This is a genomic window from Hydrogenophaga sp. RAC07 (genome assembly GCF_001713375.1).
Taxonomy (GTDB): domain Bacteria; phylum Pseudomonadota; class Gammaproteobacteria; order Burkholderiales; family Burkholderiaceae_C; genus Hydrogenophaga.
Genome location: NZ_CP016449.1, coordinates 2,290,568 through 2,315,509 on the forward strand (window position 1 = coordinate 2,290,568; position 24,942 = coordinate 2,315,509).

Sequence of the window (24,942 nt, forward strand, 5' to 3'; positions counted from 1 at the left end):
AATGGCCGATGTCCCACACCCGTCACAACCGCCGCCCTCCTTCAACGATTCCGGGCCGCTGGCTCATGGGCCTGCTGCTGGCCACCAGCCTGTTCACGCAAGCCCAGGCCGCTTCACCCGACACCTTGCGCGCGCAGTTCGCCGAGCTGCGCGACAAGGGCACGGGCCAGCTGGCCGGGCAATCGATCTACCTGCGCTCCAGCGAATCGGCCGAGCGCATGCAGGGCGAGGTGCATGCGCTGATCGACCAACCCTTTGATCGGCTGCGCCAGGAACTGGCCAAGGCCGACCGCTGGTGCGATGTGTTGATCCTGCACATCAACGTCAAGTACTGCCGCGCCCTGCGCACACCGAGCGGAGACGAACTGGTCTCGGGCGTGGGCCGCAAGTTCGACCAACCGCTGTCGGACGTGTACTGGGTGCGATTTGGTTTCAAGGCCACGGTGGACCGCAGCGACCATTTGCTGGTCGAGCTCAGTGCCCCGACAGGCCCGCTGTCCACGCGCAACTACCGCATCGTGGTGGAGGCCGTGCCCCAAGCCAGCGGGCAGTCGCTGGTGCGCATGACGTATTCGTATGGCTTCGGCACCGCGGCGCGCTGGGCCATGAAGACGTACCTGGCCACGCTGGGTCGCGGCAAGTCGGGCTTCAGCGTGGTGGACACCACGGCCGATGGCCGACCGGTCCGGGTGGAAGGCGTGCGCGGTGTGGTCGAGCGCAACACCTTGCGCTACTACCTCGCGCTGCAGTCGCACCTGCAGTCCAGCGAGGCACCGGGCACCGCCCGGCTGCAGCGCAGCCTCGAGCTCTGGTTCAGCGCCACCGAACGCTACGCCGAGCAACTCCATGAGATGGAGCGCGCCGACTACGTGACCATGAAGCTCAAGGAAGTGCAGCGCCAGGCGACGGTGGCGCCACCACCACCTGGCTGAAGGCCAGGTGGTGCATGAGCTCGCGCAGGATGAGCAGGGCGGCAGCCGCCTCCCGGCCGCTGGGCAAACCCTTGAGCGCGGACGGATCACCCAGCGCGCCTGAGGCCAGCCGCTGGAACAGGGCCTCCACCGCATCCCGCTGCACCACCGCCCCGGGCTGCGCCAGGCCGAGCACCAGCGGGTGCTCCGTGGCCAGGGTCGAGCGCCCGGCGGCCCAGGCCACCGCGCGCATCAGCTCGTCTTCAACATGGTCGATGGCGCGTTCGAGTTCCTGTGGTCGGGGCAGGTCGGCGCGGAAGAAGAGCCGGGCCGTGCTGTCGGTGCCCAGGTCCAACGACAGGGAAGACGCACCGCTGTCGTTGCCCTCGCGCACCAGCCACAAGGTATCGGCACCCAGGTGCAGCCACACCAGCGGCGCGTGCGCGGCCCGCTTCGCGCGCTCAAAGGCGTTCAGCACGGCAGCAGGCAGGCTCATGGCGGGGTCCTTCTTGGTGCAGGCACCGATCGACAGAAACGATCCGGCTCAGTGTACGGCGCCGAACACAAATGCGTCCATCGACAACACACCGTGCGTGATGCCACCGTCGATCACGCGCGCGGGCACCGCATCGCCCCCAGCAGCGGCAGCCACCAGCAGCGGCAGGAAGTGCTCGGTGGTCGGGTGGGCGCGCTGCGCGTGCGGTGCGAGCTCCAGCGTGCGCTGCAGGCGCGCACCGTCGCCCTGCCGCACGGCTTCGCGCACCCAGGCCACAAATTCGGTGGCGTAGGCCTCCTCATGCCCGTGCCCGGCACGGAACTCGTACAGGTTGTGCGTGAGGCTGCCCGAGCCGACGATGAGCACGCCCTCTTCGGCCAGCGGCGCCAGCGCCCGGCCGAACGCCCAGGCACCGGCGGAATCCAGCGTGGCGGGCAGCGAGACCTGGAACACCGGCACATCGGCCTCGGGGTACAGGTACAGCAGCGGCACCCAGGCGCCGTGGTCCAGACCGCGGCGCTCGTCACCATGGGCACTCCAGCCGGCTTGCCGCAACACGTCCAGCGTGCGCTGGGCCAGCTCGGGATGGCCGTGGGCCGGGTAGCTGATCTCGTACAGCGGCTGCGGGAAGCCGCCGAAGTCGTGGATGGTGGCGGGCTGTGCCGAGAGACCCACGCGCGCACCCTGCGTCATCCAGTGCGGGGAGACGACCAGCACGGCTTGGGGCCGGGGCAAGGCGCGGCCCAGTGCACTGAGTTGTGGCCCGGCCAGGCCGGGCTCCAGCGCAAAGGTGGGCGCACCGTGGGACACAAAAACGGTGGGCAGGCGGGTCATGCGTTTCTCCTGCGGCGCCAGGCGCCGTGCGTTCAATGAATCTCAGTCGGCGCGGCGGGCCAGCGTGGCGTCCACCGAGCCCTTGCCGGCGCCACTGAAGAGCAGCGAGACCGCCACGGCGAGCAGGGCCAGCGCGAATTCGTAGCCGTTGTTGGCCATGAAGAGGCCTTTGTCCAGGTGCACGGTGACGATCGCCACCACCATGGTCACGGCCAGCACGGCGGCGGCCGGGCGCACCAGCAGACCCAGCAGCAAGGCCAGGCCACCGAAGAACTCGGCGGCACCCGCCAGCAGCGCCATGAGGTAGCCCGGGCTCAGGCCCAGCGAGTCCATGAACTGTCCCGTGCCTTCCAGGCCGTAGCCGCCGAAGGCGCCAAACAGTTTCTGCGCGCCGTGCGCCACGAAGACGATGCCGATGGGAATGCGCAGGGCCAGCGGTGCCCAGCCTGCGCTGGTGGTCATGAGACGTTGCAGGGGGGAAGCGGAAGCGGTGTTCATGGTGGGTTCCTCAAAAAGGGGGTTGAAAGTGAAGCGATGGGTGGACTTTAAAAGTCCCACCAGGAAAGATAAACATGCTCCAATGAGACTGACTATTCCTCTTTTTGAGACAAAACGCCATGGACCGGTTTGAAGAGATGCGGGTATTTGCGGCGGTGGTGGACGCGGGCAGCTTCGTGGGCGCGTCCGACGCGTTGCCCATGTCCAAGGCCGCGGTGTCGCGCCACTTGGCCGAGCTCGAGGCGCGCCTGGGTGTGCGTCTGTTGCACCGAACCACGCGCAAGCTTTCGCTCACGGCCGAGGGCGAGGTGTTTCACGCGCGCTGCAGGGAAGTGCTGTCCACCGTGGACGAAGCGGAGGCCGAGATCACCTCGCGCAGCGGCGAGGCCAGTGGCCTGCTGCGCATCAACGCGCCCTTCACCTTCGGCCTGCTCCACCTGGCGCCGCTGTGGGTGGAGTTCATGGCCATGCACCCCAAGGTCACGCTGGACGTGACCCTGGCCGACCGCATGGTCGATCTGGTGGACGAAGGTTTTGACCTCGCGGTGCGCATCGCCCGCCTGCCCGACTCCACCCTCATCAGCCGCCAGCTCACCACCACGCGCCTGGTGCTGTGCGCTTCGCCCGCCTACCTTCGCGAACACGGGACGCCCCGGCACCCGTCGGAACTCGTGCACCACGCGGTGGCGGCCTACAGCCTGTTTTCCATGGGCGAGAACTGGGTGTTCGATGGCCCCGACGGTCCGGTGGCGGTGAAGGTGTCACCGCGCCTGCGCAGCAACAACGGCGACACCTGCCGCATGGCCGCGCTGCGCCACCTGGGCATCGTGCTGCAGCCCTCGTTTCTGGTCGGGCCCGACCTGCAGGCCGGCACGCTGGTGGAGGTGCTGCCCGAGTTCCATTCGCTGGAGCTCGGTGTTTACGCGGTCTATCCCTCGCGCAAGTTCGTCTCGCCCAAGGTGCGCGTGTTGATCGACTTTCTGGCCGACGCCTTCAAGATGCAGGCTTGGCCGGTGACCCGGCCAGGCTCATGAATCAGCGCACCTTGCCCAGCGCTCGCAACACCTTCTGCGGCGTGATGGGCTGCGAGAACACATGCGCAGCGAACGGCGCCATCGCGTCGTTGATCGCGTTCATCACCGCCGCCGGTGCGCCCGCCGTGCCGGCCTCGCCCGCGCCCTTGGCGCCGAGCTTCGATGTGGCGGTGGGCGTCTGGATGTGGGCCACCTCGATGTCGGGCATCTCGGCCGACATGGGCACCAGATAGTCGGCCATGCTGGCGTTCACCATCAGGCCACTCTCGTCGTAGAGGCACTCTTCGAGCAGCGCGCCGCCGATGCCCTGCACGATGGCGCCGCGCATCTGCTCGTCCACCAGCATGGGGTTGAGCACGCGGCCGCAGTCTTCCACCGCCCAGTGCTTGAGCAGCTTCACAAAACCGGTGTCGGTGTCCACCTCCACGTAGGACGCCTGCACGCCGTTGGTGAAGATGAAGGGGAAGTCGCGCTGCGCGTAGTGCCGCGTGACCATGAGTTCGGGCGTGAACTCGGCAGGCAGCGTGTCGGAGCGGAAGTACGCAATGCGGCCCAGCTCGGCCAGCGGCAGCAGTTCTTCGCCGGTGCTGGCGTCCACGATGCGGTCGCGCCGCACCGCGAGCGTGGCGCCGTCGCGCTTGAGGATGATGGCTGCCACCTTCACGATGTTCTCGCGCAGCGCCTGGCCGGCGAGCAACACGGCTTCGCCACCAATGCCCGCGCCGCGCGAAGCCCAGGTGCCACCGCCATACGGCGTGGCGTCGGTGTCGCCGGTGACCACGCGCACCTTGGCGATGTCCACGCCCACCGCGTCGGCCGCGATCTGCTGGTAAATGCCTTCGGTGCCCTGGCCCTGCTCGCCCACGCCGATGAGCACGGTGATGTGGCCTTCGGGGTCCAGCCGCACGGTGGCGCCGTCCTGCGAGGCGATGCGCGCGCCGCCCACGCCGTAGAACGCGGCACTGGGGTTGGTGAGTTCGATCACGGTGGCGAAGCCGATGCCGCGGTGAATGCCCTGCTGGCGCAGCGCGGCCTGCTCGGCGCGCAGCGCGTCGTAGTTCATCAGCTCGCGCAGCTTTTTCAGGCTGGCCTCGTGCGAGAGCACTTCCAGCTTGATGCCCGAGATGCCGGCCGTGGGGTAGGCGTCGTCGGGGATCACGTTGAGTTCGCGGATCTTCAGCGGGTCCATGCCGATCTTCTGCGCCGCCAGGTCCACCAGCGCTTCGGTCACGGCGCAGGCAATGGGGTGCCCCACGCCGCGGTACTGGCAGGTCGGCGTCTTGTTCTGGAACACCACGTCGAGCCTGGCGCGGTAGTGCTTGTGCTTGTAGGGACCACCCACGAGGTTGACCACCTGGTTGCCTTCGATGGCGCTGGTGCGCGGGAACATGGAGTACGGGCCGATGCCGGTGAGGTCCTTCATGTCGAAGCCGAGGATCTCGCCGTCGCGGTTGACCGCGATGCGCGCCTGGATGTGGTGATGGCGCGCGTGGATGTCGCTGGTGAAACTCTCCAGCCGGTCGGCCACGAACTTCACCGGGCGGCCGAGCATGATCGAGAGCGCCACGGTGGCGAAGTCGTCGGGATACGCGTGCACCTTGATGCCGAACGAGCCGCCCACGTCCTTGCAGACCACGCGGATGGCGCTGGCCGGCAGGTCGAACTGGCGGCCGTAGAGGTCCTGCATCATGTGCGGCGCCTGGCACGAGTGGTGCACGGTGAGGCGCCGGTCGGCCGGGCTCCAGTGCGCGATCTGCGCGCGCGGCTCCAGCGTCACGCCGGTGTGGCGGCCAAACTCGAACTCGATGTCGGCCACCACGTCGGCCTGGGCAAAGGTCTCGTCGACCTGGCCCACGTCCAGCGTGCGGGTGAAGCAGAGGTTGTCGCCCAGCTCGGGGTGGATCAGCGGCGTGGACGGGTCCAGCGCGGTGAGCATGTCGGTGGCGGCGGGCAGTTCTTCCCAGTCCACCTCGATGTAGGCCAGCGCGTCCTCGGCCTCGGCACGCGTCTCGGCCACCACGGCCACCACCGGCTCGCCCTGCCAGCAGGCGCGGTCCAGCGCCAGCGCGTACTGGGGTGCCGACTTCATGCCTGCCAGGTGGCCCAACGTCGCCACCCAGGGCTTGCAGACCTTGGCCAGGTCTTGTCCGTCGGCCACCAGCAGCACGCCGGGCATGGCGCGGGCAAAGTCGGCGTTCACCGACTTGATGCGCATGTGCGCCACCGGGCTGCGCCAATAGACCACGTGGGCCATGCGCGGCAGCTCGATGTCGTCCAGGTACTGACCCAGACCCTGGGTGAGGCGCTCGATGCCGCCGCGCGGCACCGAAGCGCCGATGTAACGCTGGTCGTCGTTGACCGGGGTCAGGGGACGGCTGAGGTCCACACCGGGTTCGAGGTTGACGGTGTCGCGTTTCATGCGGCCTCCTTGCGTTGTTGCAGCACGTCGCAGATCGCGTCCACGATCGCGTGGTAACCGGTGCAGCGGCAGTAATTGCCCGAGATCCACTCGCGCACCTCGGCACGGTTGGCGTGGGGCATCTGCTCCACCAGTTCCTTGGCTGCCATCAACATGCCCGAGGTGCAGAAGCCGCACTGCAGGGCGTTGCGGCGCACAAAGGCGTCTTGCAGATCGCGGATCACGCCGGAGGCGCTCACACCTTCGATGGTCTGCACGGTGCCGCCATCGGCCTGCACGGCCAGGGTGAGGCAGCCGCGCACGATCTGGCCGTTGAGCTCCACGGTGCAGGCGCCGCACACGCCGTGTTCGCACCCGAGGTGGCTGCCTTTGAGGCCGAGGTCGTCGCGCAGGAAGTCCACCAGGTGGGTGCGCGGTTGCACGCTGCACTGGTGCGGTTTGCCGTTGACGGTGAGTTTGATCGGGTACAGGTCTGCCATGGGGGTTCCTTGGGGGCTCAGGCGGTGGCGGTCGTTGCGGTGGCCGCGGTGGGCAACATGCGGTGCAGCAGCACGCCTGCCAGATGCCGTTTGGTGTCGGGGGTGTTGGTCAGGTCGGGCAGCGGGTCGATCTCGCTGCGCAGGCTGGCCACGGCCTGGGTCACGGTGGCCATGTCGAGCGCACGGGCCTCCAGCAGCGTTTCGGTCTGGCGCGCGCGCACTGGCGTGGCGTCCACACCCAGCAGCACGATGCGCAGACCGTGCAAGGCATCGCCTTCGCGCCGCGCGGTGGCGGCCATGCCCACGATGGCGTAGTCGCCGTGGCGGCGCGCGAGCTCGCTGAAGCCGAACCAGTGGTCGGCACCAGCCAGCGGAATCTCGCACGCGGTCAGCAGTTCGTCGGGCTGCAGCGCGGTGCTGTAGAGGCCGGTGAAGAAATCGTCGGCAGCGATGCGGCGTTCGCCTTTCGGTCCGCGCGCCACCACGGTGCCCCCCAGCGCCAGCAGGCAGGTGGGCCACTCGGCGGCCGGGTCGGCGTAGGCGATGGAGCCGCCAAAGGTGCCGCTGTTGCGGATGGCGCGGTGCGCGATGTGGGGCGCGGCCGCCTTGAGCAGCGGCGCGTGGCGCGCCACCAGCGGGCTGAACTCGATGTCGGTGTGCGTGGCCAAGGCGCCGATGCGCAGCACCGGGCCCTGCACGCTGATGCCGCGCAGCGATTCGATGCCGGTGATGTCGACCACCAGCTGCGGCTCGGACAGGCGCATGTTCAGGGTGGCCATGAGCGTCTGGCCACCGGCGAGCAGGCGGGCGTCGTCGCCGTGTTCCTGCAGCAGCGCAATCACCTGGTCGATGCTGGCGGGTTTGACATAGTCGAAGGCAGCGGCTTTCATGGGGCGGTCCTCACACAGTCAACAGGGAAGCAATCCACACGCCGAAGCCGGTGGACAAGGAACCGAGCACGAACCACAACACGCGCACGCCTTCGCCGCTGGCCGCGGGCTGGGGTGCGTGAACGGTGCGCGGCACGAAGGGGGCGGGCGCGGCGGCAGTGGCGGGGGAAGCCGCTTCAGCGGGTGCCGACTCAGCGACCTCCGTCACCGGCACACCGACCATCTGTTCGTTGAACGCGGTGAAGAACTGATCGGCCATCTGCTTGGAGGCAGCGTCGATCATGCGGCCGCCCACCTGGCCCAGTTTGCCGCCGATGGCGGCCTGTGCGGTGTAGCTCAGGCGCGTGCCGCCGGCCTCGTCGGTGAGATCGACATTCGAATGCCCCTTGGCCATGCCGGCCGCGCCGCCGGAGCCTTGGAAGCGCAGCACACAGCCTTCATTGGGGCGGATGTCTTCCATGCGCACATGGCCCACGAAGCGCGCCCGCACCGGGCCGATCTTCACGGCCACGCGGGCGGTGCGTTCGGTCGGGCTGGTGGCTTCCATGGCTTCGCAGCCGGGGATGCAGCGCGTCAGGATCTCCGGGTCGTTGAGCCCGGCCCAGACCTTTTCGCGCGGTGCGCCGATCAGGATGTCTCCAGTCAATTCCATGCCTTGAATCCTCGGGTTTTCACGGGTGTTTTTGTTTACCAGTCGGTTAACAATGGTACGAATCATTGACCGATCGGTAAATAGCGTGCGCATCCAGACAAACCCTGACAAGGCCGAAGTTGCCGAAAAGCCGGAGCCGGAAGCGCCGGCGCGCCGGCGCATGGGTGTGGTGGAGCGCGAGCGCCAGATCCTCGACGGCGCGATCCAGTTCTTCTCGGTGCACGGCTTCAACGGCCAGCTGCGCGACCTGGCCAAAAGCATCGGTGTGACCCACGCCCTGCTCTACCACTACTTCCCCACCAAACAGGCGCTGGTGGACCGCGTGTACCTGGAGGTGTTCGAAGGCCGCTGGCGCGCCGAGTGGGACGCCCTGCTCGACAACCCCGACACTGCGGTCGAAGACAAGCTCACCGCCTTCTACTGGGAGTACGTGACCATCACGCTCACGCAGGAGTTCGTGCGCATCCTGGTGTTTTCTGGCCTGACCGACCACACCATCACCGACCGCTTCTTTGCCATGCTGCGCGCGCGGCTGTTCCCGCGCCTGATCCGCGAGACGCGCCGCTTTCGCGGTGTGGTCAGCCGCGCCAAGCCCAGCGAGCGCGAGATGGAGCTGCTCATGGGCCTGCACGGCGGCTTCTTCTACATCACCATGCGCCGCTGGATTTACGCGCAGGACGTGTACAGCGAAAGCGCCCACGAGGGCTACGACGAGACCCTGGTGCGCGACCGTGTGCGCGCCTACCTGAACGCCAGCCGCGACCTGTTTGCCGACACCACCGGGAGCACGCGCAAGCGCACTGCCGCGCGCTGAACCACCCTTTTTGATGAAGCCGGTGCGGGGGCACCGGCACCCTGCCCACCCGGCTGACCCTGCAGCCATGACACCCACCGAGGAGACACCATGAAACTCAAGAGAATCGCGTTTGCAACCCTGGTCGCCATGGGCGCCACACTGACCGTTGGTTCGGCCATGGCGCAGCAACGCGTCACGGTCAACATCGGCTCCAGCCACCCCACCACCAACATCTGGGCCTTCGCGATGAAGGAAGTGTTCCAGCCCGAGGTGGACCGCTTGCTGAAAGAAGGTGGCGCCAAGTACGAGGTGCGCTGGCGTGAAAACTACGGCGGCACGCTCTACAAGTTCACCGACACCCGCGCCGCCGTGCGCGACGGCATCGTGGACGTGGGCATGGTCGGCACGGTGTGGGAGAACTCCGCCATGCCGCTGCAGAACGTGACCTACTTCACCCCGTTCGCCACCACCAACCACGAGCAACTGATCGAGATCTTCGACAAGCTCAACGCCACCGTGCCGGCGCTGCGCGACAGCTGGGCCGCACAAAACATGGTGCCGCTGTCCTCGCTGATCACCGACAGCTACGACATCTACGCCACCTTCCCGGTGAAGGACATGGCCAGCCTGAAGAACAAACGCATCAACGCGCCCGGCACCTCGGCCAACTGGCTGCGCGAGACCGGCGCCACGCCGGTGGACGGCGCACTGACCACCTACTACACCAACATCCAGACCGGCGTGACCGATGGCGCGCTGTCGTTCGCCAGCGGCATCGGTCCGGCCCGTGTGTACGAGGTGGCGAAGAACCTGACCCGCATCGACATCGGCGCCATGTACTTCGGCAGCGTGGCGGTGAACAAGAAGGTGTTCGACGGTCTGCCCAAGGAAGTGCAGGACGCGATGCTCAAGGCCGGCAAGGCCACTTCGGTCGCACACGGCAAACACGTCACCAAGACCGCCAACGCGGCGCTCGACACCATGAAGGCCGCCGGCTTGCAGATCACCGACCTGCCGCAAGCCGAGAAGACCAAGTGGGTCAACGGCCTGCCCAACATCGTGGCGCCCTGGCTGCAAGGCACGGGTGACGCGGGCAAACAGGTGCTCAAGGCCTACTTTGACGAACTGCGTGCCCGTGGCGTGAAGCCCCTGCGCGACTGGGACCTGCAGAACCGCTGATCGGCCACCAGCCGTCTTGTCCACCCGGTGGCGCGGTGCGCTGCCGGGTGGTGTTCCTTCCAGCCTTCACAGGTGACCTGTGCACAACGAACCCGACTTCGCCAGCGAAACCCCCGCGGTCGCCGGCCTCTCCAACCCGCTGCAGGGCGTGGCCAACGCGCTGGCCGCCGTGGGCACGGTGTGGATCTTTCTCATGATGCTGCTGATCGTGGCCGATGTGCTGGGCCGCAACTTCTTCGACGCACCCATCACCGGCGTGGCCGAGTTCGCCGCCCGATCGGTGGCCTCCATCGTCTTCCTGCAGCTGGCCGCGGCCGTCTGCTCCGGTCGCATGACGCGCAGCGACTTCCTGCTGCGCATCATCGGCAAACGTTCACCCGCCGCCTTCAAGGCGCTGGAGGTGTTGAACGTCGTCGTCGGCGCCCTGCTCTTCTTCGCGCTGGCCTTCATCGCCTGGCCCGAGCTGGTCGAGGCCATGAAGATCCAGGAGTACTTCGGCGTGCAGGGTGTCTTCACCGTGGTCACCTGGCCGTTCCGCGCGCTCATCGTGCTGGGCTCTGTGGTGGCTGCCGTGGCCTACCTTGCCTGCATTCCTTCGCTGCTGCGCCAGCCCCCTTTCATCGGAGCACACGCATGAGCGAACTGGCCATGGGCGGGCTCCTGATCGGAGCCCTGGTGTTTCTGGTGTTGTTCGGCCTGCACATCGCGGTGGCGCTGACTGCGGTGGGTTTTGCCGGCATCTGGCTGATCCGCGAAGACGTGGACATGGCCATGCGGCTCATGTACCTCTCCGCCTACAACGGTGTGGCCGACTACATCTTTGCCACCATCCCGCTCTTCGTGTTGATGGGCCTGCTGGTGTCGATATCGAACGTCGGCAAGGACACCTTCGACGTGGCCGAAACCCTGCTGCGGCGTCTGCGCGGCGGCCTGGGCGTGGCCACCGTGGCGGCCAACACCGTGTTCGCCGCCGTCACCGGCGTGTCCATCGCCTCGGCGGCGGTGTTCACCCGCGTGGCCGTGCCCGAGATGGTGAACCACGGCTACCGCGCGAGCTTCGCTGCGGGGACCGTGGCGGGCAGCTCGGTGCTGGGCATGATGATCCCGCCCAGCCTGCTGCTCATCATCTACGGGGTGCTGGCCGAACAATCCATCGGCACCCTGTTCATTGCCGGCATCATCCCCGGCTTTGCCATGGCAGCGTCCTTCGCCGCCATGATCATGCTCATGGCCAGGTTCACACCCGGCCTGGTGTTCGACCTCAAGCGCCAGGCCGAGTTGGCGGCCGAACGCAGCACGGCGCGCCTGCTCACCGCCACCGAGATGCTGAGCAAGCTGGTGCCCATCGCCGCACTTGTGGCACTGGTGCTGGGCGGCTTGTACTCGGGTTTCTTCACACCCACCGAAGCCGGTGGCGTGGGCGCCTTCGGTGCCTTCGTCATCGCCATCCTGCGGCGCAAGCTGGGCGGCGGCAACCTGTGGCGCGTGCTCACCGAAACCGGCGCGGTGTCGGTCGGCATCCTGATCCTGCTGGTGGCCGCGGGCTTCTACAGCCGCATGCTGTCGGTGGCGGGTGTGCCCATGGCCATCAGCGACCTGGTGCAGGACGCGGGACTCGGCCCCTACGGCTTCCTGTTCCTGTACGTCGTGATCCTGCTGCTGCTGGGCATGATCCTGGACTCCAGTTCCATCCTGTTGATCATGACGCCGGTGGCGGTGCCGATCGCCGCGGCGCTGGACTTCAACCTGATCCACTTCGGCATCATCACCGTCATCGCGGTGGAAATCGGCCTGCTCACGCCGCCCTTCGGCATCTCGGTATTCACCGTCAAATCCACGCTCAACGACCCCAGGGTGTCCGTGGAAAGCATCTTTGCCGGCACCATGCCCTACGTGGTCGTGATGCTGGTGGTGTTGCTGCTGATCGCCATCTTCCCGGTGATGGCGCTGGCCCTGACCTGATCACGGGTCAAGGCCAGTACGCACCGGGCGCTTCAGTCGGCCTTGAAACCCACGGCCTTCACGATGGGGCCCCAGCGCTCGTGGTCGCGGCGCTGCATGGTGGCCAGCTCGGCCTGGGTTGACGACTTCGCTTCAAGTCCCATGTCGGCCAGTCCTTGAACGACCTCGGGTCTGGCCAGCGCCGTGCGCAGGGCGGCATTGGCCTGCTGCGCAATGGCTGCGGGCGTGCCACCGGGCAAGTAGAAAGCAAACCACTCGTCGGTGACGATGTCCTTCATGCCCTGCTCGACATAGGTGGGCACCTGCGGCACGAACCGGCTGCGCGTGGAGCCGGACACACCCAGCAACCGGATGCGCCCGGCCCCCAGGTGCGGCAGGAAATCTCCGATGGGGCCGCTGACGGCGGCGATCTGTCCGGCGGCCAGATCCAGGATCGCGGCCTGGGTGCCGCGGTAAGGCACATGGCGCATCGCGACGTTGCCTGCGCGGCTGATCATTTCGCCGGTGAAGTGCGGCGTCGAGCCGGCCGCGGGTGAACCGAAGTTGGCTTGCTGCGGGTTGGCTTTCACCCAGGCCAGGAATTCCGGAACCGTGGTGACGGACGCCGGCACGACGGGGCCGACACCCAGGCCGAACTCGAAGCTGCAGGCCAGCGACACCGGCACCAGGTCGGTGAACGGGTCGTAGGGGAGCTTGGAGTAGATGTGCGGATAGATGGTGAGCATCGAGGCCGGGGTCTGCAGCAGCACGCTCCCGTCCGGGGGGGAGGCCTTGACGGTCGAAATGGCGATCTGTCCACCGGCACCGGTCTTGTTCTCCACCACCACGGCACGGGCGTACAGGCCGCGGACCGCTTCGGCGACCCGCCGGCACACGGTGTCCGAGGTGCCGCCTGCGGCAAAGCCGGTCACGATCTTCAGCGTGTCGACGGGCGTCTGCGCGTGGAGCGGGCCGACGCCGAGCACGGCGGGCACGGACAGCGTGGCGGCGCCTCGCTGGATGAAGTCACGTCGATTGAATGGCATCGGAAGTCTCCTTGGGGTTGAGGTGCTGGGCACCCTGGGTGGGGACGGTTGAAAGCCGTCAGGAAATGGAACTCGCCAGCGACAGGGCCGCTCTGTGCACCAGCTGCGGCACCGTGCCGTCGTGCCGGAACCCTGCAGCATCCGCGCGCGGTGTGGACAAGGGTGGAAGGCTGCCGAACTGCGCCTCCAGCGAGGGATCGGGCCGGTACGTCACACGCTGCGCGGCGCCGGGGTGGTCGGCTTCGAAAGCCCGCACGAGCGCTTCAATGCTCACCCTGAGCGCCGGCAACGTCCACACGGTCTGGCCCGCCAGTTGTTCGTCGCTGGCCTCCGCCGCGTGCAACAGGTTGTCGATGCACGTCTGCAAGGACAGCAGCCACAAGGTGGCCCCGGGTGATACGGGACACACAAAGGGCTGGCGCGCCACCAGTGCGCGGATGAGTTCACTGGAAAACGCCGACAAGGCACCCGTGGGTGTTGGCGGCCGCGCGACGATGCCCGGCAGGCGAACCGACCGGGCCTTGACGAAGCCGCGGCGTGTGCAGTCGCTCAGGTGGATTTCCATCATCTGCTTCGCCGCGCCGTAGCTCAGGCTGGGCGACAAGGGCGTGTCGTCGTCGATGCGCGGCGGCAGCGGCGCGCCAAACACGGCGATGGAACTGGTGAACACCACGGTGGGCGGCGCACCTTCGCGGCGCAGGGCTTCGACCAGGGCCATGGTCGCGTGCACGTTCACGCCCAGGCCAAGCTCGTGGGCCGCCTCGGACTGTCCGCTCGGCACGCTGGCCAGGTGGAAAACCACATCGGGGTCATGCCGGGTGATGGCCTTGATCACGGCCAGGTCCGCAACGCTGCCTTCAATGGTCTCCACGTGGGCGCCCGGGGGTGCCAGCGGCAGCCGGAGATCGCACAGCACGAGCTTCTCGACCAGCTTTCCCTGAAGCCTCGCACCCGATGCGGCCAGCCGCTGCGACAACGCCCGGCCAATGTAGCCGTCGGCTCCGGTGATGAGGACCTTCATGACGATGGCCCGGCGCGCACGATCTGCGACAGGTCGGCCTCACCCAGGCCCTGCGCCTGTGCTTGGCGAAAGCGCTCCTGGACGGCCCGCATCACCGGCGCGTGCACCTCGGCAGCCTGCGCGGCCCGAACGACGTTGTCCACATCCTTGAGCATGGTGGACAGTGCGCCGATGCCGGGACCGGGTGTCGAGGTCATGCGGGGCACAAAGATCTGGAGCAGCACGGAATCGGCCCAGCCCCCGGCCAGTGCCGTGGTCAAAGCCGAGGCATCGATGCCGCTGCGCTGCGCCAGGCAGACCGCTTCGGCAATGGCGCACAGCGTGGTGGCCACGATGGTCTGGTTGCACAACTTGGCCACCTGTCCGGCGCCCGTGGGGCCCATGGCGGTGACGGTGCGCGCATAGGCCCGCATGGTCCCGGCGCAGTGTTCAACGGCCACGGGATCACCGCCTGCCATCACGGCCAGCGTGCCGTTGGCCGCGCCGACCACCCCACCGGAGACGGGCGCATCCACCCAGGTGGCGCCGGCATCCGTGCGCAAACGCTGCGCCATCTCACGCGTGGCGTCGGGCGAAATGCTGGAGTGGTCCACCACGTGACGCAGCGCGCCACCCTGGCTCAGTCCGTGGGGGCCAAAGACGACCTCGCGCACGGCGTCTTCATGGGTCAGGCACAGGATGACCAGTTCACACTCGCGGGCCATCTCCGCCGGGTCGGCGGCCACCCGCGCACCCTGTTGTTCGAACGCATGCGCCTTCACCGGCGTGCGGTTCCAGACCATCACGTTATGGCCCGACTGCAGCAGCCGGCCCACCATCGCGCCGCCCATCAATCCGAGGCCGCAGAAGCCCACCGTGCCTGCGTGCGTCATGACCGGGCCTCGCCTTCGTAGGGCCAGTCGACGGCGCCCGAGTGGGTCACGGCGCCCTGGCGCGCGGGCCGCACGACGATGGCGTATTTTTCGAGCACACCGCCCAGCCGGTTGGCCACGCGCGGCGTCCAGCGGGCCTGGCGGCTGGCCAGTTCGTCGGCAGGCACATCGAGCTCGAGCACACCGGAGGCCGCGTCAATGCGGATCACGTCACCGTTCTGCACCAGCGCAATCGGGCCGCCCAGCACGGCTTCGGGACCCACGTAACCGATGCACAGGCCACGGGTGGCGCCCGAGAAGCGCCCGTCCGTGATCAAGGCCACCGTCTCACCCATGCCCTGCCCGTACAGCGCCGCCGTCACGCTCAGCATTTCCCGCATGCCGGGTCCACCCTTGGGTCCTTCGTTGCGGATCACCAGCACCTCGCCGGCCTGGTAGCTGCGCTCACCCACCGCGCGCATGCAGTCTTCTTCGCTCTCGAACACCCGCGCTGGGCCGGTGAACTGCAACGATCTCAAGCCCGCGACTTTGAGCAAGGCACCGTCGGGGCACAGGTTGCCCCGCAACACCGTGACACCACCCGTGGCATGGATGACTTGCCCGACCGCACGCACGATGGTGCCGTCGGCATCGGGCCAGGCTTGCAGCGCATCGGCCAATGGCGTGCCGTCCAGCGTGAGCACGTCGCCATGGAGATGGCCGGACTGCAGCAAGGTCTTGAGCACCATGGGCGTCCCGCCCGCTTCGTGAAGGTCGCGGGCCAGGTACCGGCCGCCTGGCTGGAGGTCGGCGATCAGCGGCGTGCGCTCGAAAACCGTGGCCACATCGTCCAGCGTGAAGTCGATGCCGGCCTCGTGGGCAATGGCCGGTATGTGCAAGGCCGCGTTGGTGGAGCCGCCCGTGGCGGCCACGGCTGCGCAGGCGTTTTCGAGGCTCTTGCGCGTCACCAGTTCGCGCGGCAAGGGCCCGCCCTGGGCAATCGTGCGCATCACCGTTTCGCCAGCGCGCTGGGCAATGGCCAGCCGCTCGCTGTAGACGGCGGGCATCATGGACGACCCCAGCGGCGACAGGCCCAAAGCCTCGCCCACCATGGCCATGGTGTTGGCCGTGAATTGCCCGGGGCAGGAGCCCGCGGTGGGCGTGCAGGTCCGTTCGATCGCCTGCAGTTGTGCGGGCGACATGGCGCCGGTCTGCACGGCACCCACGGCTTCGATCGCCGTCAGGATGGTGGCTGGCGCGCCCAGGGCATGGCCCGGCAAGGTGGCGCCGCCATACACAAAGGCTGCGGGCACGTTGAGCCTGACGATGGCCATCATCATGGCCGGCAGCGTCTTGTCGCAGCCTGCGAACGCCACCAGACCGTCGTAGGCATGACCACGCACAGCCACCTCCACGCTGTCGGCGATGACCTCTCTTGAAACCAGGCTCATGCGCATGCCGCTGTGGTTCATCGACGTGCCGTCCGACACCGAAATGGTGGTGAACGTCACGGGCACGCCGCCGCCAGCGGCCACGCCCAGCCGGGCACGGTCGGCCTGAGGAGCCAGTGCCATCGAACAGGGTGTGTTTTCACCCTGGGTGCTGACGATGCCCACGATGGATTTGCCGAGCGCGGCATCGTCAAATCCGGTGGCGCGCAGGAACGCCCGGTGGGGCGCGCGCGCGATGCCGTCGGTGACGGCGCTCGAACGGTGTTTGTGCAGGGAAGCGCGTTGGGGTGGGGTCATGGTTCGGTGAAGAGGTGGCTGGCTCAGGCAGCGATGGAAAGTTTGTCGGGCACCGCGCGCAGGCGATCGAATGCCCAGGCAATGTCTTGCTCGATGGCCACTTGTGCCGCAGGTGCATCGCGGTCGACGAGAGCCTGCAGGATGCGGTCGTGCAGGGCGAGGTCGGGACCTTGGGCCCGGTGCATCAACTCACGCGATGCCCTCAGATAAGGACCGGACTGGAGCCACAGACTCTCCACCATGGACAGCAGGGTCGGCGAGCTGGCGGCCTGGTAAATCGTGAAATGAAAGGCTTGGTTGTGGACGAGGCCCTGATCGATCGTTGATGGCGTCTTCAAAGCCCGGGCAATCTTGCGCGCCAGGTCTTTGAGCAGATCCAGGTCGGACGGGTTGAGCCGTGGCGTCGCCCAGGCCGTGAGCGCGCCCTCCAGCAACAGGCGGCTGCGGCGAATGTCTTCGAGCCGTTCCAGGGTCAAGAGCGGCACCTGCATGGAACGGCTTTTGTTGCGCTCCAGGACGCGCTGCTCCGCCAGCCGGTTCAGGGCCGCCCTCACCGGCATCGTGCTGGTGTTCATCGCCAGGGCGATTTCTTCGATGCCCAGGCACTGGCCCGCGGCAAATTCGCCGCGCATCAGTTGGTCGCGCAACGCGCGGTACACCGCTTCGTTGATGGCAACAGGCTGCAAGAGATTCATGCGATCGGATTCGGTCGCCCGTCAACTTTGATCAAAGATCAAAGTCCTGGCCGTGCCGATCGTACCGCCGTCCATGGGGACGGGAACCGGGGTTATCCCTGTGCAGGGTCCGCGCAGGCCCAATAACCGCGCTCCGCATCAAGGCCAGAAACGACAAAGCCCGGTCGAAACCGGGCTTTGTACTTGGATTTTTTGGGGTGGCTGATGGGGCTCGAACCCACGACAACAGGAATCACAATCCTGGACTCTACCAACTGAGCTACAGCCACCGCAAGCCGCAGATTATAGCCCGAAGTGGCGCGACTCCCGCCTCTGCGGGAGCCGAAATGCTCAGCGGGCGGCCACCGCAGCCGTTGCCGGCTCGGCAACCAGGATCTTGGCCTTGAAGCGCTCCTTGAGTGTGTCGTAATAGGCCAAGCTCTCCGCGGTGGCCCACCACTGGCTGTATTGCTGCACCTCCTGACCGAGGGCTTGCGCTTCGCGCGTGGTGCGAGGAAGCACTTTTTCAACCTTCACGACCGCGTAGCCTTCGGCGCCAAGCGGCACACCCACCCAGGCCGGCAGGCTCTTGGGATCGGCACTGAGCGCAGCCAACAACACGGTCTGAGGCAGGCCTTGCGGGTTCTCGCGCGAGACGGTCTGAGCGGGGGAAAGGCCTGTTGCGGCGCCGCCGGCCTTCCAGGCCTGCAGCTGCTTGTCGCCTTCTTCACGCGCCAGCTCGGCGGAGCGCTGTGCCACCAGACGGGTCCGCACGGACTCGCGAACTTCGTCCAGCGGTCGAGTGCGCGCCGGCGAGTGCTTCACCACGCGGGCCGAGACCAGCTGGTTGGAGCCGGTTTCGATGGCTTCGGTGTTGCGCTTCTGGTCCACCGCATCGGGCGCGAACACAGCGGCCAGCAAACGCTCGTTGGCCAGCACGCCCGTTGACCCTGTTTGTGGCTGGCGTTGCACGCCCTGGGCAGTGCGAATCTCGAGCTTGAGCCGATCGGCTGCAGGCTTGAGACTGTCGGCCTGTTCGTACACCAGGTTGCTGAAGGTCTCTGCAGCCTCGGCAAACTGCTTCTGCGCCTGCTGCTGCCGGAGCTCGGCTTCGATCTCGGGCTTCATGGCTTCAAAGCTGCGCTGCGGAGGGCTTTTGATGTCGGTGAGCTGGATGATGTGAAAGCCGAATTCGGTCTCCACCAGATCCGAGATGCCGCCCTTGGGGAGCGCATACACCACGTCTTCGAACGGCTTGACCATGGCGCCGCGCGAGAAGAAGTCGAGGTCACCGCCATTGACGGCCGAGCCGGGGTCTTGTGAGTTCGCCTTGGCCACCTCGGCAAAGCTCGCGGGGTTCTTGCGCACCTGCTCCAGCAGGGTGGCGGCCTTGGCGCGAATGGCTTCCTTGTCTGCTGCGGGGGCGCCGGCGGGCACGGTCAGCAGGATGTGGCTGGCGCGCCGTTCTTCGGTGCCGGCGAGTCGTCCGGCGTTCTGGTCGTAGTAGGCACGCACGTCGGCTTCGTTGAGCGTGAGCGACGCCTGCAGGGCGCTCGCATCGAGCACCAGGTATTCGATGTCGGCCTGCTCGGGCGCCTGGAACAGCGGCCCGTTGGCGTTGTAGAAAGCTTCAATCTCGGCATCGGTGGGCTTCACGCGAGCCGCGTAGTCGGTTGCGCTGAAGCGAGCCACCTGCACTTCGCGGCGCTCGAAGAATGCGTTCAGCGACACATTGGCCAGGCCCGCGGGTGCAAAGCCCGAGCCCACAATGGACTGGGACACCTGGCGCTGCGACAGGTCGGCCCGAACGCGGGCTTCGAACATCTCGGGCGTCATGTTCTGGCGGGCCACCAGGGCGCGGTAAGCCTCCACGTCCAGCGTGCCGTCGGGTTTGCGCAGGGCAGCAATGGCCTCGTTCTGCTGAAGTTCACGGGCCAGGCGCTGGTCGCTGGTGAACAGGTTGAGCTTTTGGGCAGCGGTGGCCAGCACGCGATCGCGCACCAGGCGCTCAAGCGTGGCGTAACGCGCTTCGGGGCTGTCCAGCAGTTTGGCATCGAGCGTGGGCATGGCCTCGCGCAGTCGTTGCGACTCCACCTGGTGCGCCTGATCCCATTCAACCTGGGTGATCTCCGTGCCATCGACCGTGGCCACGGCTTCGCCGGCACCGTCCAGTCTGGTGTAACCCTCGATGCCGAACAGAACGAACGAGGGAATGATCAGGATCATCAAGAAGCCCATGAGGTACTTCTTGTGGTTGCGGATGGAATCGAACATGCCTGGAACCCTGCTGCTTCAAGTGGAATGAAAAGTGTTGCCGCTGCCGACAACAAAAAAGGCGAACCCGGGTTCGCCTTTTCGATGGTGGTGGGTGCTGACGGGGTCGAACCGCCGACCTACTCCGTGTAAAGGAGCCGCTCTGCCAACTGAGCTAAGCACCCCACCGGGAAAGAGGCGTCACCTTCAGTTCAGTGCGTCTTTGAGGGCCTTGCCCGGACGGAACTTCGGCACCTTGGCGGCCTTGATTTTAATCTCGTCGCCGGTGCGCGGGTTGCGGCCCTTGCGAGCGGGGCGCTTGGTCACGGCAAACGAGCCAAAGCCCACGAGCGACACGGTGCCGCCTTTCTTGAGCGTGGTGCGGATCGCGGTGATGGTCGAGTCGAGTGCGCGCGTGGCGGCGGCCTTGGAGATGTCGGCGTTCTTGGCGATGTGTTCGACGAGTTCTGTTTTGTTCACAAATGGCCCCTCTTGAAATGAGATGAGTTGTTCCGAAGGTACAAAGCTTGTCCTGGAACGGCGCGGTTGGATGCCGTGGGACTGGTTCTGTTGATCGCTGGACGAGGTGATGACCACGACGCGCGAAAAGTGATTAGACCCATGGGCCGCAACCCCTGTCAATACACGAGGGTCGCGCGCCCGATCCCGGCGGCACAAGGGGCAGGATTCTAGACGCTTTCAACGGGCGTCCCGTCGCGCACAGCGCCCCGGATCACCCCTTGATCGCCTGCGCAATCGCGCGTCCGACATCGGTGGTACTCGCCGTTCCACCCAGGTCGGCTGTGCGGGGCGCGCCGCTGCCAGGTTGCAGCACCGCTTCGATGGCGTTCATCATCGCATCGTGCGCCGAGCGGTATCCCAGGAAGTCGAGCATGAGCGCACCGCACCAGATCTGACCGATCGGGTTCGCAATGCCCCTGCCTGCAATGTCGGGTGCCGATCCGTGTACGGGCTCGAACAAAGAGGGGTGTTGACGCGTGGGGTTGAGGTTGGCACTGGGTGCAATGCCGATGGTGCCGGTGCAGGCCGGGCCCAGGTCGGACAGGATGTCGCCGAACAGGTTGCTGCCCACCACCACATCGAAGAAGTCGGGGCGCTGCACGAAGTGCGCGGTGAGGATGTCGATGTGGAACTTGTCGACCCGCACGTCCGGGTACTCCTTGGCCATTTCGGCCACGCGTTCGTCCCAGTAAGGCATGGTGATGGCGATGCCGTTGCTCTTGGTGGCGCTGGTCAGGTGTTTCTTGGGCCGCGAGCGCGCGGTCTCGAAGGCGTAGCGCAGCACGCGGTCCACACCGATGCGCGACATCACGGTTTCCTGCATCACGATCTCGCGCTCGGTGCCGGGGTACATGCGCCCCCCGATGCTGGAGTACTCACCCTCGGTGTTCTCGCGCACGATCACCATGTCGATTTCGCCCGGCGCGCGAGCGCTGCCGTCGCGCCGAACCACCGGCGCGATCACACCGGGCATGAGGCGCGCGGGCCGCACGTTGACGTACTGGTCGAACTCGCGGCGAAACAACAGCAGCGAACCCCACAACGAGATGTGGTCGGGCACCTTGTCGGGCCAGCCCACCGCACCGAAGTAGATGGCTTCGTGCCCGCCGATCTGGTCTTTCCAGTCGTCGGGCAGCATCTTGCCGTGGCGCTCGAAGTAGTTGCAGCTGGAGAAGTCGAAGTGGTCGAACTGCAGATCGATGCCGAACTTCGTTGCCGCAGCTTCGAGCACGCGGATGCCCTCGGGCATGACTTCGGTGCCGATGCCGTCTCCGGCGATGACGGCGATGCGGTGCTGGCTCATGGATGCTCCTTCGGTCAGGTCTTGGAAAGTCGCCAGCATAGCCCGCGCCGAAGCAATAATCCGGCAATTGATTCAATCCAGAAAGGAAACAATTGGACCGCCCCGATCTGGAACTCGTGCTCGCCGTGCGCCAACACGGCAGCTTGGTGATGGCCGCCCGCGCGCTGCGCGTGGCCCCCTCGGCCGTGACGAAGCGCCTGGCCGCGCTGGAGGCGGGTCTGGGTCTGAAACTGTTCCAGCGCACCACGCGGCGCGTGAGCCCCACGGCCGAAGGCGACACGCTGTGCGAACGCGCGGTGCACCTGCTGCGCGCGTTCGACGACGTGCAGGCCGAATTGCGCGAACGCCAGGCCGAACCCGCCGGACCGGTGCGCCTGGCGGCCACCTTCGGGTTTGGCCGCCTCTGGGTGGGCCCGGCGATTGCCGATTTCCAGGCGGGGCACCCCGGTGTGCAGGTGCAGTTGCAGCTCACCGAACAGCTGCCCGACCTGGCGGTGGACGGGTTTGATGGCGCCATCTGGCTCTGGAATGCACCGAACGAACGCGCGGCTGAATGGGTGTCGCGGCGACTCGCCGGCAACCAGCGCGTGCTGGTGGCCGCACCCGGTTATTTGCAGCAACACGGCACACCCCGCACGCTGCAAGACCTCGCCAGCCACAGCTGTCTGGTGGTGCGCGAAAACGGTGGCGGGCCTGGCCGGCGTTTCGACCACTGGCGGCTGCAGAGTACGGGTGAAACGCAGGTGAAACATGTGCCGGTGAACGGTCCGCTCTCCAGCAACTCGGGCGAGATGGTGCGTGACTGGTGCCTGGCAGGTCGCGGCATCATGTTGCGCAGCCTGTGGGACATTGCGCCGCAGCTGGCCAGCGGAGAACTCGTGCGGGTCCTGCCCGATCAGGCGATGGCGGACGCCGACATCCACTGGCTCGCGCCCTTCCGCTCCCAGACCCCGCGGCGCATCCGCCTGTTGGTGGACTTTCTGGCGGAGCGCTTCCGCAAGGAACCCTGGAAACCCGCTCGGCGTGCCCCTAGCGCGAAGCGCGCACCACCAGGCTCACGCCAAAAGCGGTGAGCGCGGTGCCGGCCAGCGTGACGGCGGTGATGGGCTCGGCGAACAGCACCCACGCGATCAGCGCGGTGCACGGAGGCACGAGGTACATGAGGCTGGTGACACTGGCCGCAGCACCGCGCTGGATCAGCAGGTACAGCAGCGAGCTGCCGCCCAGCGTGAGGCCCAGCACACTCCAGGCCATGGCGCCCACCAGTTCACCGTTCCAGCGCATCGACTCCGCTTCCAGCAAAGTCAGCGGCAGCGTGACGAGCAGTGCAGCGAGCAGCTGCACCGCATTGGCGGTGCGCACATCGCAAGCCGCCACAAAACGCTTCTGGTAAAGCGTGCCGATGGTGATGGCAAACAGGGCCATGACCGCCAGCGACAGGTTGAACCAGTTGGCCTGATCGCCCGGCCCACCGGCGCCGAACTTGCGCGAGACCACCAGCACCAGGCCGGCGAATCCCAACACCAGACCGAGCCACTGGCGCTTGCTCACCTTGGAGCCGGTGCCGGAGAGCCAGATCGCGGTGAGCACCGGCTGCAGGCCGACGATGAGCGAAGACAGGCCCGAGCCCATGCCCGCCTTGACCGCTGCCCACACACCACCCAGATAACCCGCGTGCATCAGCACACCGGTCACCGCGAGGTGGAACCACTGCGTGCGGGTGGTGGGCCACTTCACACCGGCGAGCACGATCCAGGGCAGGAAACAGGCGATGGAGAGCGCATAGCGCACCGCGAGGAACTTCATGGGCGGAGCGTGCGGCATGCCGTAGCGCGCCACGATGAAACCGGTGCTCCAGATCAGCACGAACACCCAGGGCATGGCGCGCAGCCACGCATTGTCTTGCGTCGGGGAATGCATCGCCAAGGCCTCAGCGCGACTTCGCCCGGATTTCGGGAATGGCCTTCTGCAGGTAGTACACCATCGACCACACCGTGAGCACGGCCGAGATCCAGATCAGCCAGGTGCCCCAGAGCCGCGTGTCGATCAGCTGGAACAGCGTGCCGTCGAACAGCAGGAACGGAATCGCCACCATCTGCACGGTGGTCTTGATCTTGCCGATCATGTGCACCGCCACACTCTTGGTGGCGCCAATGATGGCCATCCACTCGCGCAGGGACGAGATGGCGATCTCGCGGCCGATGATGATGAGTGCGACAAACACATCGGCACGGTCCAGGTGCACCAGCACCAGCAGCGCCGCGCACACCAGGAACTTGTCGGCCACCGGATCAAGAAATGCCCCGAAAGCCGAGGTCTGGTTGAGCCTGCGCGCGAGATAGCCGTCGGCCCAGTCGGTCAGTGCGAACACGACAAACATCACCGTGGCGATCAGGTTCTGCTGCGCCACGCTCATGTCTTCCAGATAGAACACCCCCACGATCAGCGGGATGGCCACGATGCGTGCCCAGGTGAGCAGGGTGGGGAGGTTGAAAAACATAGCGCGATTATGCGGGCTGGGTCAAGCAGCCCCGCTGCGTTGCCATACGCGGCCTCTGCGCAGGCTGCGTGCCGCAGCTTGGGCAGTGAGCGGGAACAGGCTCGCGGACTTTCTCACGGAGGCCCCGACTTCATGCCGTTTTTCCCACCGTCAAAAGCATTCCAAACAATTACTTGAAAGACAATCAATCGACCAAAAAAGAATCCTTTGGAATGCATTTCAACCATCCGCGCAGCGCGGATCCCACACCCGAGCAGGAGCCTGACCATGCACACGACGCACCACCTTCAAGCACCGCAACTCACCGGACAAGCCAATCGCATCGGCGAGGCGTTTGGCGCGGCCGTTTGGCTCTGGATGCAAGTGCCCCGCCACCGACAACTCTCCATCAAGAACCTGGAAAAGCGCCTGCTGGAGCCGATCCGGCAAGGTCAGTATGTGCTGGTCTGCACCGGCAAGCACAACCAACAGCGGGACCCGGTGGCCTTGCTGCTCTACGCCTGTCTGAACGCACAGGCCGAGAGCCGTTTCATCAAGGACCCCTCCACCCCCTTGGCGCCAGCCGACTGGCGAAGCGGTGACCGGCTCTGGCTGATCGATTGGGTCTCGCCCTTCGGTCAATCGCTGCAGCTGCGCCACCGGATGCTGGAGCTGTTTGCACGCCAGACCGCACGCAGCCTGCGCCGGCGCCCAGAATGGAGCTCGAGCCGGGTCAAGACGTGGCTGGGTGACACATGCTCGGGTGACGCGGCGAAGGCCTGGTGGGCCGAACGTCCGATCCTGAGTGGTCCCAGAAGCACACCGTCATTGCCCTGCGCTTCGCCATGGGCAGCCACCGTTCCAGCCGAACTGCTTCACCACGGCATGCACGGCAGCACGTTCGCCTGATCCGCCG

At 66.6% G+C, this 24,942-nt stretch carries 25 protein-coding genes and 2 tRNA genes; 8 read left to right on the plus strand and 19 right to left on the minus strand.

Annotated features, from left to right (window positions below; genetic code table 11):
• Positions 1 to 8: 8 nt before the first annotated feature.
• On the plus strand, positions 9 to 932 hold the full coding sequence (locus tag BSY239_RS10660; protein WP_156775458.1) for a hypothetical protein: 924 nt from the start codon (positions 9 to 11) through the stop codon (positions 930 to 932).
• Here the strand turns inward: BSY239_RS10660 and BSY239_RS10665 are convergent.
• Genes BSY239_RS10665 through BSY239_RS10675 form a run of 3 tightly spaced genes read right to left on the minus strand, consistent with a single transcriptional unit; the run spans position 883 to position 2,739 of the window.
• Positions 883 to 1,407, minus strand: coding sequence for a hypothetical protein (locus tag BSY239_RS10665; RefSeq protein WP_069046830.1), 525 nt, complete (start codon positions 1,405 to 1,407; stop codon positions 883 to 885). The two genes, BSY239_RS10660 and BSY239_RS10665, sit on opposite strands and share 50 nt — an antisense overlap.
• Positions 1,408 to 1,455: 48 nt before the next feature.
• A complete protein-coding gene (locus tag BSY239_RS10670) occupies positions 1,456 to 2,241 on the minus strand; it encodes a dioxygenase family protein (RefSeq protein ID WP_069046831.1) in 786 nt (261 codons plus the stop codon).
• Between the two features lie 42 nt (positions 2,242 to 2,283).
• Positions 2,284 to 2,739: a DoxX family protein gene (locus BSY239_RS10675; protein ID WP_069046832.1), complete on the minus strand. Its 456-nt coding sequence runs from the start codon at positions 2,737 to 2,739 to the stop codon at positions 2,284 to 2,286.
• Between the two features lie 119 nt (positions 2,740 to 2,858).
• Between BSY239_RS10675 and BSY239_RS10680 the strand changes: the two genes are divergently transcribed.
• Positions 2,859 to 3,773 (plus strand): LysR family transcriptional regulator, encoded by a 915-nt coding sequence (locus BSY239_RS10680; protein ID WP_069046833.1) that lies wholly within the window; start codon positions 2,859 to 2,861, stop codon positions 3,771 to 3,773.
• Position 3,774: 1 nt separating this feature from the next.
• On the opposite strand, the gene BSY239_RS10685 is transcribed toward BSY239_RS10680, so the two are convergent.
• The 4 genes from BSY239_RS10685 to BSY239_RS10700 are packed head-to-tail and all read right to left on the minus strand — an operon-like array spanning position 3,775 to position 8,213.
• The gene (locus BSY239_RS10685) at positions 3,775 to 6,192 is read right to left on the minus strand and encodes a xanthine dehydrogenase family protein molybdopterin-binding subunit (protein ID WP_069046834.1); all 2,418 of its coding nucleotides are present in this window, start codon (positions 6,190 to 6,192) and stop codon (positions 3,775 to 3,777) included.
• Positions 6,189 to 6,671, minus strand: coding sequence for a (2Fe-2S)-binding protein (locus tag BSY239_RS10690; RefSeq protein ID WP_069046835.1), 483 nt, complete (start codon positions 6,669 to 6,671; stop codon positions 6,189 to 6,191). Before BSY239_RS10690 ends, BSY239_RS10685 begins: the two co-directional genes overlap by 4 nt.
• Before the next feature lie 17 nt (positions 6,672 to 6,688).
• Complete coding sequence (locus tag BSY239_RS10695; RefSeq protein ID WP_069046836.1) at positions 6,689 to 7,561, minus strand: FAD binding domain-containing protein; 873 nt, start codon at positions 7,559 to 7,561, stop codon at positions 6,689 to 6,691.
• 10 nt (positions 7,562 to 7,571) lie between these two features.
• Positions 7,572 to 8,213 (minus strand): CoxG family protein, encoded by a 642-nt coding sequence (locus BSY239_RS10700; RefSeq protein ID WP_069046837.1) that lies wholly within the window; start codon positions 8,211 to 8,213, stop codon positions 7,572 to 7,574.
• A gap of 85 nt (positions 8,214 to 8,298) precedes the next feature.
• Between BSY239_RS10700 and BSY239_RS10705 the strand changes: the two genes are divergently transcribed.
• The 4 genes from BSY239_RS10705 to BSY239_RS10720 all read left to right on the plus strand — a co-directional run bounded on the left by BSY239_RS10705 (position 8,299) and on the right by BSY239_RS10720 (position 12,150).
• Positions 8,299 to 9,027, plus strand: coding sequence for a TetR/AcrR family transcriptional regulator (locus BSY239_RS10705; protein WP_236944176.1), 729 nt, complete (start codon positions 8,299 to 8,301; stop codon positions 9,025 to 9,027).
• A gap of 90 nt (positions 9,028 to 9,117) precedes the next feature.
• The gene (locus BSY239_RS10710) at positions 9,118 to 10,188 is read left to right on the plus strand and encodes a C4-dicarboxylate TRAP transporter substrate-binding protein (RefSeq protein ID WP_069046839.1); all 1,071 of its coding nucleotides are present in this window, start codon (positions 9,118 to 9,120) and stop codon (positions 10,186 to 10,188) included.
• Positions 10,189 to 10,267: 79 nt separating this feature from the next.
• Complete coding sequence (locus BSY239_RS10715) at positions 10,268 to 10,825, plus strand: TRAP transporter small permease subunit (protein ID WP_069046840.1); 558 nt, start codon at positions 10,268 to 10,270, stop codon at positions 10,823 to 10,825.
• Positions 10,822 to 12,150, plus strand: coding sequence for a TRAP transporter large permease (locus BSY239_RS10720; protein ID WP_069046841.1), 1,329 nt, complete (start codon positions 10,822 to 10,824; stop codon positions 12,148 to 12,150). Before BSY239_RS10715 ends, BSY239_RS10720 begins: the two co-directional genes overlap by 4 nt.
• A 32-nt stretch (positions 12,151 to 12,182) precedes the next feature.
• Here the strand turns inward: BSY239_RS10720 and BSY239_RS10725 are convergent, their stop codons facing one another.
• From BSY239_RS10725 to BSY239_RS10770, 10 genes are all read right to left on the minus strand, one after another.
• Positions 12,183 to 13,175, minus strand: coding sequence for a Bug family tripartite tricarboxylate transporter substrate binding protein (locus BSY239_RS10725; protein ID WP_069046842.1), 993 nt, complete (start codon positions 13,173 to 13,175; stop codon positions 12,183 to 12,185).
• Between the two features lie 58 nt (positions 13,176 to 13,233).
• Positions 13,234 to 14,196 (minus strand): NAD-dependent epimerase/dehydratase family protein, encoded by a 963-nt coding sequence (locus tag BSY239_RS10730; RefSeq protein ID WP_069046843.1) that lies wholly within the window; start codon positions 14,194 to 14,196, stop codon positions 13,234 to 13,236.
• On the minus strand, positions 14,193 to 15,068 hold the full coding sequence (locus tag BSY239_RS10735; RefSeq protein WP_069046844.1) for an NAD(P)-dependent oxidoreductase: 876 nt from the start codon (positions 15,066 to 15,068) through the stop codon (positions 14,193 to 14,195). Before BSY239_RS10735 ends, BSY239_RS10730 begins: the two co-directional genes overlap by 4 nt.
• Positions 15,065 to 16,795: a dihydroxy-acid dehydratase gene (gene ilvD, locus BSY239_RS10740; RefSeq protein ID WP_069046845.1), complete on the minus strand. Its 1,731-nt coding sequence runs from the start codon at positions 16,793 to 16,795 to the stop codon at positions 15,065 to 15,067. Before ilvD ends, BSY239_RS10735 begins: the two co-directional genes overlap by 4 nt.
• A gap of 23 nt (positions 16,796 to 16,818) precedes the next feature.
• Positions 16,819 to 17,490 (minus strand): GntR family transcriptional regulator, encoded by a 672-nt coding sequence (locus BSY239_RS10745; RefSeq protein ID WP_069046846.1) that lies wholly within the window; start codon positions 17,488 to 17,490, stop codon positions 16,819 to 16,821.
• A 193-nt stretch (positions 17,491 to 17,683) separates the two neighbouring features.
• Positions 17,684 to 17,759: transfer RNA gene (locus BSY239_RS10750), tRNA-His, on the minus strand.
• 61 nt (positions 17,760 to 17,820) lie between these two features.
• On the minus strand, positions 17,821 to 19,743 hold the full coding sequence (locus tag BSY239_RS10755) for a SurA N-terminal domain-containing protein (RefSeq protein WP_069046847.1): 1,923 nt from the start codon (positions 19,741 to 19,743) through the stop codon (positions 17,821 to 17,823).
• Positions 19,744 to 19,831: 88 nt separating this feature from the next.
• Positions 19,832 to 19,907: transfer RNA gene (locus tag BSY239_RS10760), tRNA-Val, on the minus strand.
• Positions 19,908 to 19,929: 22 nt separating this feature from the next.
• Positions 19,930 to 20,202 carry an HU family DNA-binding protein gene (locus tag BSY239_RS10765; RefSeq protein WP_056273362.1) on the minus strand — a complete coding sequence of 91 codons (273 nt, stop codon included), beginning with the start codon at positions 20,200 to 20,202 and terminating at the stop codon, positions 19,930 to 19,932.
• 253 nt (positions 20,203 to 20,455) lie between these two features.
• A complete protein-coding gene (locus BSY239_RS10770; RefSeq protein ID WP_069048924.1) occupies positions 20,456 to 21,547 on the minus strand; it encodes a tartrate dehydrogenase in 1,092 nt (363 codons plus the stop codon).
• Between the two features lie 92 nt (positions 21,548 to 21,639).
• Here BSY239_RS10770 and BSY239_RS10775 point away from each other — a divergent pair, with 92 nt between their 5' ends.
• Positions 21,640 to 22,620 (plus strand): LysR family transcriptional regulator, encoded by a 981-nt coding sequence (locus tag BSY239_RS10775; protein WP_069046848.1) that lies wholly within the window; start codon positions 21,640 to 21,642, stop codon positions 22,618 to 22,620.
• On the opposite strand, the gene BSY239_RS10780 is transcribed toward BSY239_RS10775, so the two are convergent.
• Both BSY239_RS10780 and pgsA read right to left on the minus strand, forming a co-directional pair.
• The gene (locus BSY239_RS10780; RefSeq protein ID WP_069046849.1) at positions 22,577 to 23,467 is read right to left on the minus strand and encodes a DMT family transporter; all 891 of its coding nucleotides are present in this window, start codon (positions 23,465 to 23,467) and stop codon (positions 22,577 to 22,579) included. The two genes, BSY239_RS10775 and BSY239_RS10780, sit on opposite strands and share 44 nt — an antisense overlap.
• 10 nt (positions 23,468 to 23,477) lie before the next feature.
• Positions 23,478 to 24,047 carry a CDP-diacylglycerol--glycerol-3-phosphate 3-phosphatidyltransferase gene (gene pgsA, locus BSY239_RS10785; RefSeq protein ID WP_069046850.1) on the minus strand — a complete coding sequence of 190 codons (570 nt, stop codon included), beginning with the start codon at positions 24,045 to 24,047 and terminating at the stop codon, positions 23,478 to 23,480.
• A 267-nt stretch (positions 24,048 to 24,314) separates the two neighbouring features.
• On the opposite strand from pgsA, the gene BSY239_RS10790 reads away from it, so the two are divergent.
• Entirely contained in the window at positions 24,315 to 24,935 is a 621-nt protein-coding gene (locus BSY239_RS10790; protein WP_069046851.1) for a toxin-activating lysine-acyltransferase, read from the plus strand.
• The last annotated feature ends 7 nt before the right edge of the window (positions 24,936 to 24,942 follow it).